The organism is Bradyrhizobium sp. Gha, assembly GCF_900113735.1.
GTDB lineage: Bacteria > Pseudomonadota > Alphaproteobacteria > Rhizobiales > Xanthobacteraceae > Bradyrhizobium.
In genome coordinates this window covers 1-17,150 of record NZ_FOQM01000002.1, presented here as the reverse complement: position 1 = coordinate 17,150, position 17,150 = coordinate 1, and the positions used below count along the sequence as shown (strand labels likewise).

The following is a 17,150-nucleotide window of genomic DNA, read 5'->3' as shown; positions in this document are numbered from 1 at the left end:
GAAGCCTCGACGTACTGGATACCCCGCCTTCGCGGGGTATGACAGCGTTAGGTGAATTTGGCTCCTGGCATCAACGGCACGCCGCGTAGAAAGTCCGCCGCTTGCATCCGGCCTTTGCCCTCGCGCTGCAGCTCGAGGACGCGGATCGCGCCCTCGCCGCAGGCGATCGTGAGCTGGGCGTCGAGCACCGCGCCCGGCTCGCCCGCGCCCTTCGCCAACTCGCAACGCAGGATCTTGACGCGCGCATTCTCAAGCTCGGCCCAGGCGCCGGGAAACGGCGACAGGCCGTGAATGTGGCGCAGCACCGCACGCGCGGGCCTGCTCCAGTCGATCCGCGCCTCGGCCTTGTCGATCTTGGCGGCGTAAGTGACGCCCTCTTCGCTCTGCTTTTTCAGCTGGAGGCCGCCGCGGTCGAGCGCGGCCATCGCGCGCACCATCAGATCGGCGCCGAGCCGAGAAAGGCGATCATGCAGATCCGCCGCAGTCATGTTGTCTGAAATCGCGAGACGCTCGGCCATGGCGACGTCGCCGGTATCGAGACCGACATCCATCTTCATCACCATCACGCCGCTCTCGGCATCGCCGGCCATGATCGCGCGGTTGATGGGAGCGGCACCGCGCCAGCATGGCAAGAGCGAGGCATGCAGATTGTAACAGCCGAGCTTCGGCGCATCGAGAATCGCCTGCGGCAGGATCATGCCATAGGCAACGACGACGGCGGCGTCGGCTTCAAAGGCGCTGAATTCGGCCAGCGCTTCCTGCGTCTTCAACGTCTTCGGTGTCAGCACGGGCACGCCGAGTTTTCGCGCGGCCTCTTCAACGGGCGTCGGCTGCAATTGCAGACCGCGCCGGCCGCCCGGCTTCGGCGCGCGGGTATAGACGGCCACGATCTCGTGGCCATGCGCGACCAGCTCGAGCAGCGTCGGCACGGAGAAATCGGGCGTGCCCATGAAGATCAGGCGAAGGGGCATGACAAGGACTCGGTACGTTCCCTCCCCCCTTGTGGGGGAGGGCTAGGGAGGGGAGTGCCACACGACGCGCTCTCTCTCAATTCAAGCGCGGATCAGTTCTTCGCCCCAGTTACAGTCTTTCCTGGGCCACCCCCCTCCCCCCGCCCTCCCCCGCAAGGGGGGGAGGGAGCGCAGCGGAGCGTGGGGCAGCACCTGTCGCTTACAACTTACTCCGCGCGCTTGGCGGCTTTCTCGAACTTCTTCATCACGCGGTCGCGCTTGAGCTTCGAGAGATAGTCGACGAACAGCACGCCATTGAGATGGTCGATCTCGTGCTGGATGCAGGTGGCGTAGAGGCCTTCGGCGTCCTCCTCGTGCACCTTGCCGTCGAGGTCCGTGAAGCGCACGCGCACTTTCGCGGGACGTTTGACCTCCTCGTAATATTCGGGAATCGACAGGCAGCCTTCCTCGTAGACCGACAGGTCTTCAGACGAGGCGATGATCTCCGGATTGATGAAGACGCGCGGCTCCGGCTTGGTCTCGCCATCCTGGTTGGGCTTGGCGAGATCCATCGTGATCAGCCGCAGCGGTTGCGCGATCTGGATCGCCGCCAAGCCAATGCCGGGCGCGTCATACATGGTCTCGAACATGTCGTCGGCAAGCTTGCGGATCTCCGGCGTGACCTTCTCGATCGGCTTGGAGATCAGACGCAGCTGCTTGTCGGGCAGGATGATGATTTCTCTGAGGGCCATGGCGGGCGATTTAAGCCGCGCGCGACATCGGGTCAATGCGGCCGGGAACGCGTTAACCCTCCGCTAACCATAAAACTTCACCCTTGGTTAACCATAAAAATGAGGGATCGATCAACGCAAATGTTCGCTATTCGTTCGTAGTCCGTGGCGAATCGGCTAGAAGGACAGGCATGAACGAGATCATTTTCATGCTGGGCGACTGGCCGGTACGCGGGTTCGATGCACTGATCGGCTTCGGCGCCCTCGTCCTCATCCTGCTGGTGGTGATTGCCGTCGTGATCGCCAGATCCGGGCGGCGTGGCGCGGAACTGGCGATGGCAGGCGCGATCCGGGCCGACGAGCTCGAGGAGCGGCTCGCCCAGCTGCTGCACGCCCAAGCTGAGGCCTCCGGCCGGGTCGACGCCATGACGCAGGCGCTGGCTGGACGGCAGGCCGAGATGGCGCGGGCCGTCAACGAGCGGCTGGATTCGGTGACCCATCGCGTCGGCCAGTCGATGGAACACTCGACCCGCAACACCATGGAGAGCCTGCGCGCGCTGCACGAGCGGCTCGGCATCATCGACAGCGCGCACAAGAACCTCACCGACCTCACCACGCAAGTGACGACCTTGCGCGACGTGCTCGCCAACAAGCAGTCGCGCGGCGCCTTCGGCCAGGCGCGAATGGAGGCGATCGTCCAGGACGGCCTGCCCAAGGGCGCTTACGAGTTCCAGTACACGCTCTCGACGGGAAAACGGCCCGACTGCGTCGTATTCCTGCCCGACCAGCGCCCGCTCTGCATCGACGCGAAATTTCCGCTGGAAGCGATGACCGCGCTGCACGACGCCCGCACTGACGAGGAGCGACGCAGTGCCACGCAGCGGCTGCGCGGCGACGTGATGAAACATGTCAGCGACATCGCCGAAAAATACCTCGTCACGGGCGAGACCCAGGAGATGGCGCTGATGTTCGTGCCGTCGGAATCGGTCTACGCCGAGATCCATGACGGCTTCGACGACGTGATCCAGAAGGCCTATCGCGCCAAGGTCGTGCTGGTCTCGCCCTCGCTGCTGATGCTCGCGATCCAGGTGATGCAGCAGATCATGAAGGACGCGCGGATGCGCGATGCCGCCGACCAGATCCAGACCGAGGTGATCAAGCTCGGCGACGATCTCGGTCGCCTGCGCGACCGCGTGCTGAAACTCCAGAAGCACTTCGCCGACGCCAACGAGGACGTCCGCCAGATCCTGATCTCCGCCGACAAGATCGAGAAGCGCGCAGGCCGGATCGAGGAGCTCGATTTCAGCAAGACCGATGCACCGGCGGAGGGGCCGCGGTTGGTGTCCACGGGCGGCGCACCGGAGCTGTTCCCGAGGAAGCTCCAGGCGGGGGAGTGAGATTGGGGCACACTGTCGTGCCCCGCGAAGGCGGGGCATCCAGTACTCCGTGACAGTCGTTGCTGAATCGAGACGCTGGCGATTACTGGATCGTCCGCCTTCGCGGACGATGACAGCGGAGTGAAAGGCGGGCAGATGGGCGCACGCTCCTACTACGTCTACATTCTCGCCAGCAAAGTCGGCGGTACGCTGTATATCGGCGTGACAAATGATCTGATCCGCCGTGTGGCTGAACACAAATTGCAATTGGTCGAGAGTTTCACAAAGCACTACGGCGTCGTGAAGCTGGTCTACTTCGAGCAATTCGATGATCCCGAGAACGCGATCAAACGGGAGAAGCGGCTGAAGAAGTGGAACAGGGCCTGGAAGGTCCGATTGATCGAGAAAGACAACCCGAACTGGGATGATCTGTATCCCGGGATAGCCGGGCCACCATGAAGGTGTCATGCCCCGCGAAGGCGGGGCATCCAGTACGCCGCGGCGGGCGCGATTGAACCGAGGTGCTGGTGAATACTGGATCGTCCGCCTTCGCGGACGATGACACTGAGAGTGCCGAAGGCATTCCCGCCACACTGTCGCCGCGAGTCTTTTCCCCCAGAATCTGCTAACACCTCTCCATGACCGCACCCGACGCGACCTCGCCCGCCGGCTCCGAGACCCCCGCGACCTCCTGGCGCGACAGTCTGGCCGTGTACCTGCAACCGCGGGTGCTGATCGTGCTGTTCCTCGGGTTTTCTTCGGGGCTGCCGCTGGCGCTGTCCGGCTCGACGCTGCTGGTGTGGATGCGGGAAGCCGGCGTGGATCTCAAGACCATCGGGCTGTTTGCGCTGGTCGGCACACCCTACACGCTGAAATTTTTGTGGGCGCCGCTGGTGGATGCGATGCATGTGCCCCTGTTCACGCAGGTCTTCGGGCGGCGCCGCGGCTGGCTGGTGTTTTCGCAGATGCTGCTGATCGTCGCGATCCTGCTGCTGGCGATGACCGATCCTGCAAGCTCGCCGTTCTACGTCGCGCTTGGGGCGCTGCTGGTGGCGACGACGTCGTCGACGCAGGACATCGTGGTCGACGCCTTCCGCGTCGAGAGCCTGCCCGAAAGCGAGCAGGCGGCCGGCATGGCGGCCTATGTCGCCGCCTATCGCATCGGTATGCTGGTCTCGACCGCGGGCGCGCTGTTCATCGTCTCCGGCTTCGAGGGCACCGGTATTCCGCGTCCGTCAGCCTGGATGTGGGGCTATGTGGTGATGGCGGCGATGGTGCTGATCGGAACGATCACGGCACTGGTTGCAACCGAGCCTGAGCAATCGGTGCGGGCGGAAGCCGCGACGCACGAAGACACCGCGTTCACGCGCGTGTCCCACGCAGCGATTGGTGCCTTCTCCGAATTCCTGTCGCGCAAGGACGCGCTCACCGCGCTTGCCTTCGTCGTGCTGTTCAAGTTCACCGACGCATTCTCCGGCACCATGACCGCACCGTTCGTGATCGACCTCGGCTTCACGCGCAACGACTACGCGGCGATCGTGAAGGGCGTCGGTCTCGCCGCGACGCTGATCGGAGGCTTTGCCGGCGGTTTTGTCGCGCGGCGTTACTCGCTCGCAACCTCGCTCTGGATCGGCGGCGTGGTTCAGGCGCTGGCCAACCTCACCTTCTCCTGGCTCGCATTGGTCGGCACCAATCAATGGGCCCTGGCGCTCGCGATCTGCGCCGAGAACTTCACCAGCGCCATCGGCACCGTGATCTTCGTCGCCTATCTCTCCGCGCTGTGCCAGAACCCGCTGCACACGGCGACGCAATATGCGCTGCTCACCGCGCTCGCGGCAGTGGGGCGCACCTATCTCTCGTCAGGCGCCGGCTTCGTGGCTGCCGCGACCGGCTGGCCGCTGTTCTTCTTGATCTGCGTGCTGGTGGCGATCCCGAGCCTGGTGCTGCTGACCTGGCTGCAGAAGCGCGGGCATTTCGAGGCGCTGGGGCCGGTAAGGGTGTAGGCCCGCCTCTCTCCTTCGTCATTGCGACCGAAAGCAAGCCAGAAACTTTCCGCGGAAACACTCCGGATTGCTTCGTCGCAAGAGCTCCTCGCAATGACGACGGAGAGAGCCGTCGCGCTCCCTACTTCTTCACCAGACTCCACTTCGTCACCACGGCCTCGCTCATCTGGCCGGGATCGCTGGCGCAGGCGATTTCATCGACCTTGACGGAGATCTCCTTGCCGACGAACGATTTCAGCTGCGAGGCCTGCGCGTCGCTGGAGGTGACGAGCTGGAAGGTTTCGGGCCCCGTCTCCAGATCGCACAGCCCGCTCGGCGCCGGCAGGCGGCGCGGCTCGGAGGTGATCTGGTACATCGCGATCCGCTTGCCGGCGTTCTTGACGTCGCGAATCTTCATGGCGTTCAGCTCGCCCGAGAGCACCTCGCCGGTGCTGATCGGCCTGCCGGGCTTCGAGGCCGGCGCCGCCTCGTCGTCCTGCTGCGCAGAGACGGCCGGTGTGACGGCCAGCAGCATCGTCGCGAGCAAAGCCAGGCGTGTGGCGAAGAGTTTCGTCATGTCGTCCGTTCCGTAAGTCTGGATGGCTAGAACAGGGTCCGCTGCCGCATGGCGGCCGATAGCGTACCCTCATCGAGATAATCAAGCTCGCCCCCGACGGGCACACCATGGGCCAGACGGGTGACCTTGACGTTGGCGTCCTGAAGCAGGTCGGTGATGTAATGCGCCGTGGTCTGGCCGTCGACCGTCGCATTCAGCGCGAGAATGATCTCGTGCACCTCGGCGGCATGGGCACGCGCGACCAGCGCATCGATGGTGAGGTCCTGCGGACCGACTCCGTCGAGCGGCGACAGCGTCGCGCCCAGCACATGGTAGCGCCCCTGGGTCGCATTGGCCCGCTCCAGCGCCCAGAGATCGGCGACGTCGGCAACCACGACGATGATCGCCGGATCACGCTTGGGGTCAGTGCAGACGGTGCAGGGATTCTGCGTGTCGATGTTGCCACAGGTCTTGCAGACCTGGACCTTGTCGAGCGCGACCTGCAAGGCTGATGACAGCGGCATCATCAGCGCTTCGCGCTTTTTGATCAGGTGCAGCGCGGCGCGCCGCGCGGAGCGCGGGCCCAAACCCGGCAGCCGTGCGAGAAGCTGGACCAGCCGCTCGATTTCAGGACCTGCAACGGCGCCCATTTTACTGGCCGAACAGCCCCGGCGGCAGGCCGAGCCCGCCGGTGAGAGACTGCATCTTCTCCTGCATCGCCGTCTCCGCCTTGCGGCGGGCATCCCCGAGCGCGGTGACGAGCAGGTCTTCCAGCACCTCGCGCTCCTCGGCCTTCATCAGCGAAGGATCGATCTTGATGCCCTTGACGTCCATCTTCGCAGTCATGCGCACGGCGACGAGACCTCCGCCGGAAATACCCTCGACCTCCACATTGGCGAGAGATTCCTGCATCTCCTGCATCTTGGATTGCAGCTGCGCTGCCTGCTTCATCATGCCGAGAAAATCAGCCATGGGTGTCCGTCCTTGGAAAGAGTGGCTAAAGCGCGATCAAACGCGCTTTAGCATTTTGTTTGAGCATGATCCCATCGGAAAACCGCTGCACGCTTTTCCGGATCATGCTCTAGAGATCGTCGTCGGCGTCGGAACCGTCGGGCGGATCGTCAGAGCCGTAGTCGGCATTAATATTGGAGGCCGGCGTCTCGGGGGCAAGCCTGCGGACCTCGACGATCTTTGCACCGGGGAAGCGCGACAGCACCTCCTGCACGCGCGGATCGGCCTCGGCGGTGCGCGCATGTTCCTGCTTTGCCGCCTGGTTCATCGAGCGCAGCGTCGGCTGACCCTGCTCGTTGGACACGATGATGGTCCAGCGTCGGCCGGTCCACATCTCGAATTTTCGTGCCAATTCGGTGATCATGGTCTTCGAGGCGTTCGGCTCGAGCGCGATTTCGAGCCGGCCCTCCTCGAAGCGAACGAGGCGCATGTCGCCTTCGAGCGCCGCCTTGGTCATGACGTCGCGCTTCTGGCTGGCAAGCGCGACGAGCTGGGTGAAGCTCGTGATGCGCAACTGAGGCGCAGCCGCCTGCGGATCCGGCGCAGGCGCCGCCATCTGCGGCCGCGCCGCACCGCCGAATGCGGAGGGCGACGATGTCGGCATGCGAACCGGCGGGGCTGAGACAACCGGCGCCGCGGCGGCCATCGGAGCCGTCGGCGCAGCGCCACGCGCGGCCCCCCCGGCGTTCACCACCGGCGAGCCGCCACCGTTCTGCTCCAGCATCCGGATCGCTTCATCGGGCGTCGGGAGATCAGCGACATAGGCGATGCGCACCAGCACCATCTCGGCGGCCGCCGCGGGCCGCGTGGCGGCCTGCACCTCGGTGATGCCCTTGAGCAGCATCTGCCACATCCGCGACAGCACGCGCATCGAGATCTTCGAGGCGAAATCCTTCGCGCGCACCCGCTCGGTCTCGCCATAGGCGACGTTGTCCGCGGTCGCCGGCACGATCTTCACGCGGGTGACGAAATTGACGAATTCGGCGAGGTCCGACAGCACCACGATCGGATCGGCGCCGACGTCATACTGGTCGCGGAATTCCTTGAAGGCGGCTGCGATGTCGCCGCGCGCCAGCGAATCGAACAGATCGATGACGCGGGTGCGGTCGGCAAGCCCCAGCATTTGCCTGACCGCATCGGCTTTCACGGCGCCGGCCGCATGCGCAATGGCCTGGTCGAGCAGCGACAGCGAATCGCGCACCGAGCCTTCGGCGGCGCGCGCGATGATGCCGAGCGCTTCCGGCTCGATCTCGACGCTTTCTTTCGCGGCGATATTGGCGAGGTGCTTCATCAGCACGTCGGCCTCGACACGGCGCAGGTCGAAGCGCTGGCAGCGCGACAGCACGGTGACCGGAACCTTCCGGATCTCGGTCGTGGCGAACACGAACTTGGCGTGTTCCGGCGGCTCCTCCAGCGTCTTCAGGAAGGCGTTGAACGCCGCCGTCGACAGCATGTGGACTTCGTCGATGATGTAGACCTTGTAGCGGGCGCTGGCCGGCGCGTAGCGCACGCTGTCATTGATCTGGCGGACGTCGTCGACGCCGGTGTGCGATGCCGCGTCCATCTCCAGCACGTCCATGTGACGGCTTTCCATGATCGCCTGGCAATGCACGCCAAGCGTGGGCATGTGGATGGTCGGGCCCTTCACCGAACCGTCCGGCATCTCGTAGTTGAGCGCCCGGGCGAGAATACGCGCGGTGGTGGTCTTGCCGACACCGCGGACGCCGGTGAGAATCCAGGCCTGCGGAATCCGCCCGGTCTCGAACGCATTGGAGACGGTGCGGACCACGGCCTCCTGGCCGATCAGATCGTCGAAGCTCGAGGGACGGTATTTGCGTGCCAGAACCCGGTAAGGCGCGTTGCCGGCCTGGCCGGCGCTATCAGGGTTCGAAGGGGCGCCAGCGTCGGTCATAGGTCGATCCGCAATGAAATGTCTCTCACCGGCTTTTGCGGAAAGGAGCGCGCCGGCGAGGCCCCCCGCCGGCGCATTTGCTCGAAAAAACAGGTAGGAGACTGACGAGCGACCCGATCCGGACCTCGTTAGGGCTGCTTCCTTCCGGACCTGACCCGGTTGGCGAGTGGCTCGTCCACCGCCAATCTCCCGGTCCCTATTTGGAGCCAAAAGGACGGGAACGCAAGCGGGTATCACATTGTCCAGCTTGATCTTGCCCAGCATCCGGGCAATTCCAGGTCTGCCCAGCCGACAGGCTGTGCTTTCGCGGGCTCCGCCGCATTGCTAAGAAGCCTGCCGGAACTCCACCCAACCAGAAAAGCGATTGACCCCAATGGTTACACGTCGTGATGTTGCATCGATTGTCGGACTTGGCGCCATCGGCGCGGCAACCGCCGGCGCGCTGGCCTCGAAGGCCGTGGCCCAGGCGGCCGATCCCAACGAATCGACCTTTGCCCGCATCCGCCGCACCAAGAAGATGCGGATCGGCGCGGTCGGCGGCGGCGCGCCCTATTACATGAAGGATCTTTCCAGCGGCCAGTGGAAGGGCTTCTACATCGACATCGCCAAGGCGCTCGCCGACGACATGGAGGCCGAGCTCGAAATCACCGAAACCACCTGGGGCAATTCGGTGCTCGATCTGCAGTCCAACAAGATCGACATCTTCTTCGGCCTGAATCCGACCCCGAAGCGCGCGCTGGTGGTCGACTTTTCGGTGCCCGTCTTCAACAACGCCTTCGGCATCCTGTGCAAGAAGGACTTCAAGCCCAAGACCTGGGCCGAGCTGAACTCGCCCGAGGTCAAGATCGCGGTCGACCAGGGCTCGTCGCACGACCAGGTCGTCAGCCGCCTGACGCCGAAGGCGCAGATCTCACGGCTCAAGACCGCCGACGATGCCACCGCCGCGCTGCAGACCGGCCGCGTCGACGCGCAGTGCCTGATCACCATGCTGTCGCTGACGGTGCTGAAGAAGAACCCCTCGCTCGGCCAGTTCGTGCTGCCGACGCCGATCTTCGCGACGACCTCGAATGCCGGCTTCCGCCGCGAGAACGACAAGACCTTCCGCGACTACGTCAACACCTGGATCGACTTCAACAAGGGCCTCGGCTTCATCCGCAACGCCATCATCACCAACATGGAGCTGGTGGGCGTGACCGAAGCGGACATTCCGCCGGGCGTTTCGTTGTAAGGCATCGCAAACTTGGGGCAGTCTCGATCCGCGCGCGCCGCTCCACTCCCTCTCCCGCTTGCGGGAGAGGGCCGGGGTGAGGGTGTCTCCTCCAGGGAGACTCCCCTAGAGGATAGAACCCTCACCCGGCGCTTCGCGCCGACCTCTCCCGCATCAGGGAGAGGTGCACCGAGCGCGCGGCTCAAGCTTTCCAAGCCACTTCTCGACTGAGGTCCAAGAAAATATGTATCAGTGGGACTTCGGCATCCTCTGGAGCTATCGCTGGCTCTTTCTCAACGGCCTCGGCGTCACCGTCGGCTTCACCGTGGTGATCGTGCTGCTCGGGCTCGCCTTCGGCCTGCTCGGCGCGTTCGGCACCCTGTCGCGCTTCAAGCCGCTGCGTCTGGTTGCCCTCAGCTTCATCGAAGCGTTCCGCTGCACGCCGATCCTGGTGCAGCTGATCTGGTTCTATTACGCGCTGCCGATCCTCGCAGGCGTCGAGATGACGCCGATCACGGCGTCGGCGCTGGCGCTCTCGCTCTATGGTGGCTCGTTCTATTCGGAGATCATCCGCGGCGGCATCATCTCGATCGACAAGGGCCAATCGGAAGCCGGCGCCGCGCTCGGCATGACGCCGGGCCAGAGCATGCGCCGCATCGTGCTGCCGCAGGCGATCAAGCGCATGATTCCGGCGCTGATGAACCAGTCGATCATCCAGTTCAAGAACACCTCGCTGGTCTCGGTGCTGGCGGTGCCCGACCTGGTCTACCAGAGCCAGGTCGCGGCCCATGACAGCTACCGGCCGCTGGAGACCTACACCGCGGTCGCCGTCGCCTACGCTGCGATCCTGATTCCGCTCACCATCATCGTCCGCCGCGGCGAGAAGCGACTGGCGGTCAGCGAATGAGCGAGACGCAAAAGATCGAGATCCGAGGCCTGCGCAAGAGCTTCGGCAGCAACGAGGTCCTGAAGAACATCAATCTCGGCGTGGCCAAGGGCGGCGTGGTTGCGCTGATCGGTCCCTCGGGCTCGGGCAAGTCGACGCTTCTCCGCTGCATCAATCTTCTGGTAGTGCCCGACGGCGGCAGCGTCCGGGTCGGCGACACCAGTTTTTCATTCGGCGCAGGCACAAAGCTGCCTGATGTGAAGACACTCGCAAAGTTCCGCGCCACCACCGGCATGGTGTTCCAGCACTTCAATCTGTTCCCGCACATGACGACGCTCGAGAACGTGATGGAGGGCCCGGTCACGGTGCGGCGCATGGCCAAGGCGGACGCCGAGAAGCTTGCGCGTGCGCAACTCGCCAAGGTCGGCCTTGCCGAGAAGGCGGACCAATATCCGGCGACGCTCTCCGGTGGCCAGAAGCAGCGCGTTGCGATCGCGCGCGCGCTGGCGATGGAGCCTGACGTGATGCTGTTCGACGAGGCGACCTCCGCGCTCGATCCCGAGCTCGTCGGCGAGGTGCTGAACGTGATCCAGCAGTTGGCCTCCGAAGGCATGACCATGGTGATCGTCACTCACGAGATCGCCTTTGCCCGCGAGGTCGCCGACCGCCTGATCTTCATGCGCGACGGTGTGGTCGTCGAGGAAGGGCCAGCGCGGCAGGTGATCGACAATCCCCAGGAGGCCGCGACGCGCGCCTTCCTCAGTCATTTCCACCGAACCGGCGCGCTGCCGCCGGCCAACGCGGCACCGTGATGCCGGATATCGATCGCGTCTATCTCGTCACCGGTGCCGCCAGCGGCATCGGTCGCGCCACCGCAAAGCTGCTGGCGGCACCCGGCACGGCTCTGCTGCTCCACACGCGCGCGAACGCAGAGGGTCTCGATGCCGCCGCGGCGGAAGCCGAAGCGACGGGCGCTGTCGTCGAACAGTGCCTCGGCGATCTCGCCGAGCAACCAGCCGTCACCGACGCCATCGCCGCCACCCAACGCGCCTTTGGCCGGCTGGACGGATTGATCCTGGTCGGCGGCCACGCCCGCCGTGGCAGCGCCATCGGCACGCCGGCGGATCAGTTTCGTCAGGCGATGGATGAATCGGCGCTGGCGTTCACGCGAATGGTCGAGGCCGCGCTTCCGCTGCTGCGTGCGGGGCAAGACGCGCGCATCGTCGCAGTGTCATCCTTCGTCGCGCATGCGATCCGGCCCGAATTTGCGCCCTTCGCGGCGACCGCCGCGAGCCGCTCCGCGCTGGAAGCGCTGGTGCGGCTCACCGCCGTCGAGCTCGCGAAAGACGCGATCACCGTCAACGCGGTTGCACCGGGCCTCATCGTCAAGGACAGGCCGAGCGAGAGCCGGCTGTCGCCCGAGCAGATCGCGGCGACCGAGGCGCTGATCCCGATGCGACGCCGCGGGCGACCGGAAGAAGTCGCCGAGATCATCGCCTTCCTGTCGTCCCCGAAAGCATCCTACGTGACCGGCCAGGTCTGGCACGTCAATGGAGGCCTGACATGACCGAAGCGACCATCGAACGCATCAGGCTGTTCCTGATCGAGAGCCCGATCAAGATGGCGCGCCTGCAAGGCGTCGGCAACGTCAAGGGCGCCGTGAAGCGCGTGTTGATCGAGCTGACCTCCAGCGACGGCGTGATCGGCTGGGGCGAGGCGGCCCCATGGGAGGTGTTCACGGGAACTGCCGAAGCGGCGTTCGCCGCCCTCGACATCTACTTGAGGCCAATCCTGCGCGGAAAATCCGTGCGCCGCATCCGCGCGCTGATGGCGGAGCTCGACCGCGCATTGGTCGGCCATGCGGAGGCCAAGGTCGCAATCGAGATGGCAATGCTCGACATCGTCGGCAAGGCGTCGGGGCTGTCGGTTGCCGATCTCCTCGGCGGCCGCGTGCGCGACACGATCCCGCTGTCGTTCTCGATCGCCGATCCTGATTTCGCTGCCGACCTCGAACGCATGCGGATGATGGTTCCGGACGGCAACGTCATCTACAAAGTCAAGACCGGCGTGAAGCCGCATCGCGAGGATCTCGATCATCTCGAAGCGATCAGGAAAGAATTCGGCGACAAGGTCGATCTGCGCGTCGACTACAACCAGGCCCTGGCGCCGTTCGGCGCGATCAAGATCCTGCGCGAGGTCGAGGAGTTCGCGCCGGCCTTCATCGAGCAGCCGGTCCCGCGCAAATTTCTCGATGTGATGGCGCAGCTCACAGCGGCGTTGGAAACGCCCGTGCTCGCCGATGAAAGCTGCTTCGATCGCCGCGACATGATGGAGGTGGTGCGACGCGAGGCGGCCGATGCCGTCTCGATCAAGCTGATGAAGGCTGGCAGCCTGTTCGAGGCGCAGGCGATCATGGCGGTCGCCGACATCGCCGGCCTGCCCGGCTATGGCGGCACGCTGTGGGAGGGCGGCATCGGCCTTGCCGCCGGCACGCAGCTGATCGCAGCGACGCCAGGTATCTCGCTCGGCTGCGAGTTCTATATGCCGCATCACGTGCTGACCGAGGACGTGCTCGAGGAACGCGTCGCCAACCGCGCGGGTCACGTCGTCGTGCCGGATGGACCGGGACTCGGGGTTCGTGTCAGCGAGACTTCGATCCGCGCCAACGCGCGGGTGCTCGCGGAGGCGTAAGCCGCTGGCCGTTCCGGGCAAGCCTCGGCGCAGACCCGGGACGACGACCGTGTATGCGGTGACAGCGGGGCACGATCCTTCCCCTATCGGAATCGTTATCGTATGGTTGGACCCAACACGCCCGCCTCCCGCCGGGCCATCCGGAAACCTCCATGTCCGATCCCGCCTGGTCGCTGCACTCCCGCCTGAAAGAGGACACCATCGACATCGGCGATTTGCCGCTGTCGAAAGTGCTCGTCATCAAGGACGCGCATTATCCCTGGCTGCTGCTGGTGCCGCGGCGCGCGGATGCGGTCGAGATCATCGATCTCGACGAGGTACAACAGGCCCAGTTGATGACGGAAATCTCCCGCGTCTCGCGCGCGCTGAAAGAGATCACCAAATGCGATAAGCTCAATGTCGCAGCGCTCGGCAACCTGGTGCCGCAGCTTCACGTCCACATCATCGCACGCCGCACCAGCGACGCGGCCTGGCCGCGGCCGGTGTGGGGCGTGATGCCGCCCTTGGCGCATGATGCCACCGAGGTGCAGAATTTCATCAGCGCGCTTCGCCGAAAAATCTGGCTGGGTTGAAAGAACAATAAATGTCAGCATTCGACTCCTTCCCGCTGGGACAACCGGCCTTCGTCACCAACATCCTCGATCGCGCCGCGCATCTGCGCCGCGATGACGAAAAACTGTTCGCGATGGAGCAGAAGCCGTCGTCGCGCGCCTATGTCGTCTATCGCGACTCGCTGCTGGTGAAGCGCGACGGCGACAAGGCCCGCGCGCTGCTCTCGATCGACGAGGCGCTGAAATGCGGCGCCAATCCCGGCACGATCTTTCTGGGCTTGCGCGACGGCGCCGCGATCTTCGGCATGGGCCTCTCGCAGGCTGCCGCCGAAAAACTTGTCGGACGCGAGGACTACACCGTCACCGAGCTGCGCGGCATGGCGATGCAGGGCGCGATCCCGCCCGAGGAACTGTCGGCGATCGCGATGGCGAAGTCGATGGTCGGCTGGCACCAGCGCCACGGCTATTGCGCCAATTGCGGCACGCGCAGCGCGATGAAGGAAGGCGGCTGGAAGCGCGAGTGCCCGGCGTGCAAGGCCGAGCATTTTCCGCGCACCGACCCGGTCGTGATCATGCACGTCTCCTCTGGTGACAAATGCCTGCTCGGCCGCCAGAAGCAGTTTCCGCCGGGCATGTATTCCTGCCTCGCGGGCTTCGTCGAGGCCGCCGAGACCATCGAGGACGCGGTCCGCCGCGAGATCCTGGAAGAGTCGGGCATCCGCTGCAGCGACGTGCGGTATTACATGACGCAGCCTTGGCCTTATCCGTCCTCGCTGATGATCGGCTGCAGCGCGCGGGCGCTGAACGAAGACATCGTCGTCGACCATTCCGAGCTCGAGGACGCCCGCTGGTTCACGCGTCAGGAGGCGGCGCTGATGCTGACGCGGACCCATCCCGACGGGCTCGCCGGCCCGCATCCGTTCGCAATCGCGCATCATCTGCTTGGCCGCTGGGTGCACGACAAGAGCTAGGAGCGCCGATGGCTGCGTCAGGGATCGCGCCGCGGATCCTCTGCATCGGCATTCCCGTGCGCGACCTCACCTTTCGGGTCGAGGCCGTGCCGGAACGCGGAAGCAAGGCCAACGCCACGCACCTCGCCGAGATCTGCGGCGGCAACGCGCTCAATGCCGCGATCGCGATGGTGCGACTCGGCGGCCGTGTCGCGTTTGCCGGACCGATGGGCGATGCGCGAGAGACGTCGAGCGGGTTTGTCCTCGAGCGGATGACCCGCGAGGGGATCGAGACCGCGCACATCGTGCGCATACCTGATGCGGCCACACCCGTCTCCGCGATCATCATCGACGCATCAGGCGAACGGACGCTGACGATCTATCGCGATCCCGCGCTGTGGACTGTGAAGCTGCCTGAGGCGGACGAACTCCTCGCCGATTGTGGGGCTGTCCTGGTCGAGAGCCGCTGCGGCACCTTCTGCATCGATCTCTGCACCGAAGCGCGCCGGCGCGGCATTCCCGTCATCGTCGGCGTCGATCGCGCGATGGCGCTCACCGACGGCCTGCTCACGGCTGCCTCGCATCTGCTGTTTGCCAGCGAGCAGCTTCAGGAAACCTCAGGAATCGCCGACGACGGCGAGGCGTTGAAGCGCCTGGCCAGGCTGACGCCCGCCTTCCTCGCCGCGACCCGCGGCCCGCGCGGCACGATCTGGCTCAGCGAGGCTGATACGCTGGAGGAGACGCCTGCGTTTCCGATCGCGGCCGTGGATACCCTTGGCGCAGGCGACGTCTTCCATGGCGCCTTCACGCTCCGGCTCGCCGAAGGCGGGGCCATCAGGGAGGCGCTGCGATTCGCCGCGGCTGCCGCAGCTCTGAAATGCACCCGCCATGGCGGCGGTCTGGCCGCTCCGCAACGCGTTGAAGTTGAAGAGCTTTTGCGCGGCGACCGAGAGCGCACGCATGACCGGCCGACAATATTATAGGCTTGCTATAGAAGGATTTTCTCTATATGAGGGAAATGGACCCCTGAAATGGAACAAAGTTCTTCAAATGACTGACCTCGCTGTCCAGATCCCCGAGACCAGCCGCCGCCTCGACGCCATCGACCGCAAGATCCTGATGGTGCTCCAGGAGGATGCCTCCCTGTCCGTCGCCGAAATCGGCGACCGCGTCGGCCTGTCCTCGACACCCTGCTGGAAGCGTATCCAGCGCCTGGAGGCTGACGGCGTGATCCTGAAGCGGGTGGCGCTGGTCGATCAGAACAAGATCGGGCTCGGCATCTCGGTGTTCGTCTCGGTGGAGAGCTCCGATCATTCCGACGCCTGGCTGAAGAAGTTCGCCGAAGCGGTCAGCGCCATGCCCGAAGTGATGGAATTCTACCGCATGGCGGGCGATGTCGACTACATGCTGCGCGTCGTGGTCGCCGACATGCAGGCCTATGACGTCTTCTACAAGAAGCTGATCGCCGCCGTGCCTTTGAAGAACGTCACCTCCCGCTTCGCGATGGAGAAGATCAAGTCGGTCACGGCGCTGCCGATCCCGGCCGTGGTGGCGGCGTAGCTTTCAGGGCTCACCACACGACAACTGTCATCGCCCGGCTTGACCGGGCGATCCAGTACGCCTGACCTCTCCGTATCCAACGACCGCCTCTGGAATGCTGGATCACCCGCTTTCGCGGGTGATGACAGCAGCGAAGGCGGCAAAGCGCGAGCGCCGCGGCCAAACCTCAAATCTTCTGATTGTACTCGCCGACTTCCGGATGGGTGCGCAGCACGCTGTTCACCATCTCGAACATGTCGTGCATGCGCTGCTCGGAGACCGGGCTCTCGACCACGACCACGAGTTCGGGCTTGTTCGAGGACGCGCGCACCAGGCCCCAGCTGCCGTCCTCGACGGTGACCCGCACGCCGTTGACGGTAACGAGATCGCGGATCGCCTGATCGCCGATCTTGGCGCCCTTCGCCTGCAAGTCCTCGAAGTGCTTCACAACCTTGTCGATGACGCCATACTTCACCTCGTCGGCGCAATGCGGCGACATGGTCGGGGACGACCAGGTTTTTGGCAGTGCGTTCTTGAGGTCGGCCATCGACTTGCCGGGCGCGCGATCGAGCATGTCGCAGATCGCGATTGCCGAAACGAGACCGTCGTCATAGCCGCGGCCATAAGGCTTGTTGAAGAAGAAATGGCCTGATTTCTCGAAGCCCGCGAGCGCGCCGGTCTCGTTGGTGCGGCGCTTCATGTAGGAATGGCCGGTCTTCCAATAGGCGGTCTTTGCGCCTTGCTTCTGCAGCACTGGATCGGTGACGAACAGTCCGGTCGACTTGACGTCGACGATGAACTGCGCGTC

The 17,150-nt window shown here is 64.8% G+C and carries 18 protein-coding genes, 1 other RNA gene and 1 pseudogene; 12 read left to right on the top strand and 8 right to left on the bottom strand.

What is annotated here, in order from left to right; all coding sequences use genetic code 11:
* Positions 1-47: 47 nt before the first annotated feature.
* Positions 48-971: a methionyl-tRNA formyltransferase gene (gene fmt / locus BM222_RS03210; RefSeq protein WP_092226854.1), complete on the bottom strand. Its 924-nt coding sequence runs from the start codon at positions 969-971 to the stop codon at positions 48-50.
* Between the two features lie 206 nt (positions 972-1,177).
* Positions 1,178-1,702 carry a peptide deformylase gene (gene def / locus BM222_RS03205; RefSeq protein ID WP_092226853.1) on the bottom strand — a complete coding sequence of 175 codons (525 nt, stop codon included), beginning with the start codon at positions 1,700-1,702 and terminating at the stop codon, positions 1,178-1,180.
* Between the two features lie 170 nt (positions 1,703-1,872).
* Between def and BM222_RS03200 the strand changes: the two genes are divergently transcribed.
* The 3 genes from BM222_RS03200 to BM222_RS03190 all read left to right on the top strand — a co-directional run bounded on the left by BM222_RS03200 (position 1,873) and on the right by BM222_RS03190 (position 5,060).
* Complete coding sequence (locus BM222_RS03200) at positions 1,873-3,078, top strand: DNA recombination protein RmuC (RefSeq protein WP_092226852.1); 1,206 nt, start codon at positions 1,873-1,875, stop codon at positions 3,076-3,078.
* Between the two features lie 135 nt (positions 3,079-3,213).
* The gene (locus BM222_RS03195) at positions 3,214-3,516 is read left to right on the top strand and encodes a GIY-YIG nuclease family protein (protein WP_092226851.1); all 303 of its coding nucleotides are present in this window, start codon (positions 3,214-3,216) and stop codon (positions 3,514-3,516) included.
* Between the two features lie 179 nt (positions 3,517-3,695).
* On the top strand, positions 3,696-5,060 hold the full coding sequence (locus tag BM222_RS03190; RefSeq protein ID WP_092226850.1) for an AmpG family muropeptide MFS transporter: 1,365 nt from the start codon (positions 3,696-3,698) through the stop codon (positions 5,058-5,060).
* A 121-nt stretch (positions 5,061-5,181) separates the two neighbouring features.
* On the opposite strand, the gene BM222_RS03185 is transcribed toward BM222_RS03190, so the two are convergent.
* The 5 genes from BM222_RS03185 to ffs form a co-directional block, all read right to left on the bottom strand.
* The gene (locus BM222_RS03185) at positions 5,182-5,616 is read right to left on the bottom strand and encodes a hypothetical protein (protein WP_092226849.1); all 435 of its coding nucleotides are present in this window, start codon (positions 5,614-5,616) and stop codon (positions 5,182-5,184) included.
* 26 nt (positions 5,617-5,642) lie between these two features.
* Positions 5,643-6,245 (bottom strand): recombination mediator RecR, encoded by a 603-nt coding sequence (recR, locus tag BM222_RS03180; RefSeq protein WP_027561562.1) that lies wholly within the window; start codon positions 6,243-6,245, stop codon positions 5,643-5,645.
* Between the two features lies 1 nt (position 6,246).
* Positions 6,247-6,567 (bottom strand): YbaB/EbfC family nucleoid-associated protein, encoded by a 321-nt coding sequence (locus BM222_RS03175; protein ID WP_092226848.1) that lies wholly within the window; start codon positions 6,565-6,567, stop codon positions 6,247-6,249.
* Positions 6,568-6,676: 109 nt separating this feature from the next.
* Complete coding sequence (locus tag BM222_RS03170) at positions 6,677-8,518, bottom strand: DNA polymerase III subunit gamma/tau (protein WP_092226847.1); 1,842 nt, start codon at positions 8,516-8,518, stop codon at positions 6,677-6,679.
* Between the two features lie 93 nt (positions 8,519-8,611).
* An RNA gene (gene ffs, locus BM222_RS03165) (signal recognition particle sRNA small type) lies at positions 8,612-8,708 on the bottom strand.
* A 183-nt stretch (positions 8,709-8,891) separates the two neighbouring features.
* Here ffs and BM222_RS03160 point away from each other — a divergent pair.
* From BM222_RS03160 to BM222_RS03115, 9 genes are all read left to right on the top strand, one after another.
* On the top strand, positions 8,892-9,746 hold the full coding sequence (locus BM222_RS03160) for a transporter substrate-binding domain-containing protein (protein ID WP_092226846.1): 855 nt from the start codon (positions 8,892-8,894) through the stop codon (positions 9,744-9,746).
* Between the two features lie 223 nt (positions 9,747-9,969).
* On the top strand, positions 9,970-10,632 hold the full coding sequence (locus BM222_RS03150; protein ID WP_092226845.1) for an amino acid ABC transporter permease: 663 nt from the start codon (positions 9,970-9,972) through the stop codon (positions 10,630-10,632).
* Positions 10,629-11,423: an amino acid ABC transporter ATP-binding protein gene (locus BM222_RS03145; RefSeq protein ID WP_092226844.1), complete on the top strand. Its 795-nt coding sequence runs from the start codon at positions 10,629-10,631 to the stop codon at positions 11,421-11,423. The genes BM222_RS03150 and BM222_RS03145 overlap by 4 nt, the downstream gene beginning before the upstream one ends.
* Positions 11,423-12,178 (top strand): SDR family NAD(P)-dependent oxidoreductase, encoded by a 756-nt coding sequence (locus tag BM222_RS03140; RefSeq protein ID WP_092226843.1) that lies wholly within the window; start codon positions 11,423-11,425, stop codon positions 12,176-12,178. Before BM222_RS03145 ends, BM222_RS03140 begins: the two co-directional genes overlap by 1 nt.
* Positions 12,175-13,302 carry a muconate cycloisomerase family protein gene (locus BM222_RS03135; protein WP_092226842.1) on the top strand — a complete coding sequence of 376 codons (1,128 nt, stop codon included), beginning with the start codon at positions 12,175-12,177 and terminating at the stop codon, positions 13,300-13,302. Before BM222_RS03140 ends, BM222_RS03135 begins: the two co-directional genes overlap by 4 nt.
* Before the next feature lie 152 nt (positions 13,303-13,454).
* Entirely contained in the window at positions 13,455-13,874 is a 420-nt protein-coding gene (locus tag BM222_RS03130; protein WP_092226841.1) for an HIT domain-containing protein, read from the top strand.
* Positions 13,875-13,885: 11 nt separating this feature from the next.
* The gene (gene nudC / locus BM222_RS03125; RefSeq protein WP_092226840.1) at positions 13,886-14,824 is read left to right on the top strand and encodes an NAD(+) diphosphatase; all 939 of its coding nucleotides are present in this window, start codon (positions 13,886-13,888) and stop codon (positions 14,822-14,824) included.
* 8 nt (positions 14,825-14,832) lie between these two features.
* Positions 14,833-15,786 carry a sugar kinase gene (locus BM222_RS03120; RefSeq protein ID WP_092226839.1) on the top strand — a complete coding sequence of 318 codons (954 nt, stop codon included), beginning with the start codon at positions 14,833-14,835 and terminating at the stop codon, positions 15,784-15,786.
* A gap of 67 nt (positions 15,787-15,853) precedes the next feature.
* Positions 15,854-16,363, top strand: coding sequence for an Lrp/AsnC family transcriptional regulator (locus BM222_RS03115; RefSeq protein WP_092226838.1), 510 nt, complete (start codon positions 15,854-15,856; stop codon positions 16,361-16,363).
* Positions 16,364-16,529: 166 nt separating this feature from the next.
* On the opposite strand, the pseudogene BM222_RS03110 reads toward BM222_RS03115, so the two are convergent.
* Positions 16,530-17,150, bottom strand: a pseudogene (locus BM222_RS03110) (phosphomannomutase/phosphoglucomutase); the annotation flags it as partial.

Excerpts from the sequence above, each read along its gene's own strand:
- BM222_RS03130 (WP_092226841.1), top strand. The coding sequence starts at position 13,455 with ATGTCCGATCCCGCCTGGTCGCTGCACTCCCGCCTGAAAGAGGACACC.
- BM222_RS03190 (WP_092226850.1), top strand. The coding sequence starts at position 3,696 with ATGACCGCACCCGACGCGACCTCGCCCGCCGGCTCCGAGACCCCCGCG.
- def (WP_092226853.1), bottom strand. The coding sequence starts at position 1,702 with ATGGCCCTCAGAGAAATCATCATCCTGCCCGACAAGCAGCTGCGTCTG.
- BM222_RS03195 (WP_092226851.1), top strand. The coding sequence starts at position 3,214 with ATGGGCGCACGCTCCTACTACGTCTACATTCTCGCCAGCAAAGTCGGC.
- BM222_RS03140 (WP_092226843.1), top strand. The coding sequence starts at position 11,423 with ATGCCGGATATCGATCGCGTCTATCTCGTCACCGGTGCCGCCAGCGGC.
- fmt (WP_092226854.1), bottom strand. The coding sequence starts at position 971 with ATGCCCCTTCGCCTGATCTTCATGGGCACGCCCGATTTCTCCGTGCCG.
- BM222_RS03200 (WP_092226852.1), top strand. The coding sequence starts at position 1,873 with ATGAACGAGATCATTTTCATGCTGGGCGACTGGCCGGTACGCGGGTTC.
- nudC (WP_092226840.1), top strand. The coding sequence starts at position 13,886 with ATGTCAGCATTCGACTCCTTCCCGCTGGGACAACCGGCCTTCGTCACC.
- BM222_RS03150 (WP_092226845.1), top strand. The coding sequence starts at position 9,970 with ATGTATCAGTGGGACTTCGGCATCCTCTGGAGCTATCGCTGGCTCTTT.
- BM222_RS03120 (WP_092226839.1), top strand. The coding sequence starts at position 14,833 with ATGGCTGCGTCAGGGATCGCGCCGCGGATCCTCTGCATCGGCATTCCC.
- BM222_RS03175 (WP_092226848.1), bottom strand. The coding sequence starts at position 6,567 with ATGGCTGATTTTCTCGGCATGATGAAGCAGGCAGCGCAGCTGCAATCC.
- BM222_RS03185 (WP_092226849.1), bottom strand. The coding sequence starts at position 5,616 with ATGACGAAACTCTTCGCCACACGCCTGGCTTTGCTCGCGACGATGCTG.
- BM222_RS03160 (WP_092226846.1), top strand. The coding sequence starts at position 8,892 with ATGGTTACACGTCGTGATGTTGCATCGATTGTCGGACTTGGCGCCATC.
- BM222_RS03145 (WP_092226844.1), top strand. The coding sequence starts at position 10,629 with ATGAGCGAGACGCAAAAGATCGAGATCCGAGGCCTGCGCAAGAGCTTC.
- BM222_RS03115 (WP_092226838.1), top strand. The coding sequence starts at position 15,854 with ATGACTGACCTCGCTGTCCAGATCCCCGAGACCAGCCGCCGCCTCGAC.
- BM222_RS03135 (WP_092226842.1), top strand. The coding sequence starts at position 12,175 with ATGACCGAAGCGACCATCGAACGCATCAGGCTGTTCCTGATCGAGAGC.
- recR (WP_027561562.1), bottom strand. The coding sequence starts at position 6,245 with ATGGGCGCCGTTGCAGGTCCTGAAATCGAGCGGCTGGTCCAGCTTCTC.
- BM222_RS03170 (WP_092226847.1), bottom strand. The coding sequence starts at position 8,518 with ATGACCGACGCTGGCGCCCCTTCGAACCCTGATAGCGCCGGCCAGGCC.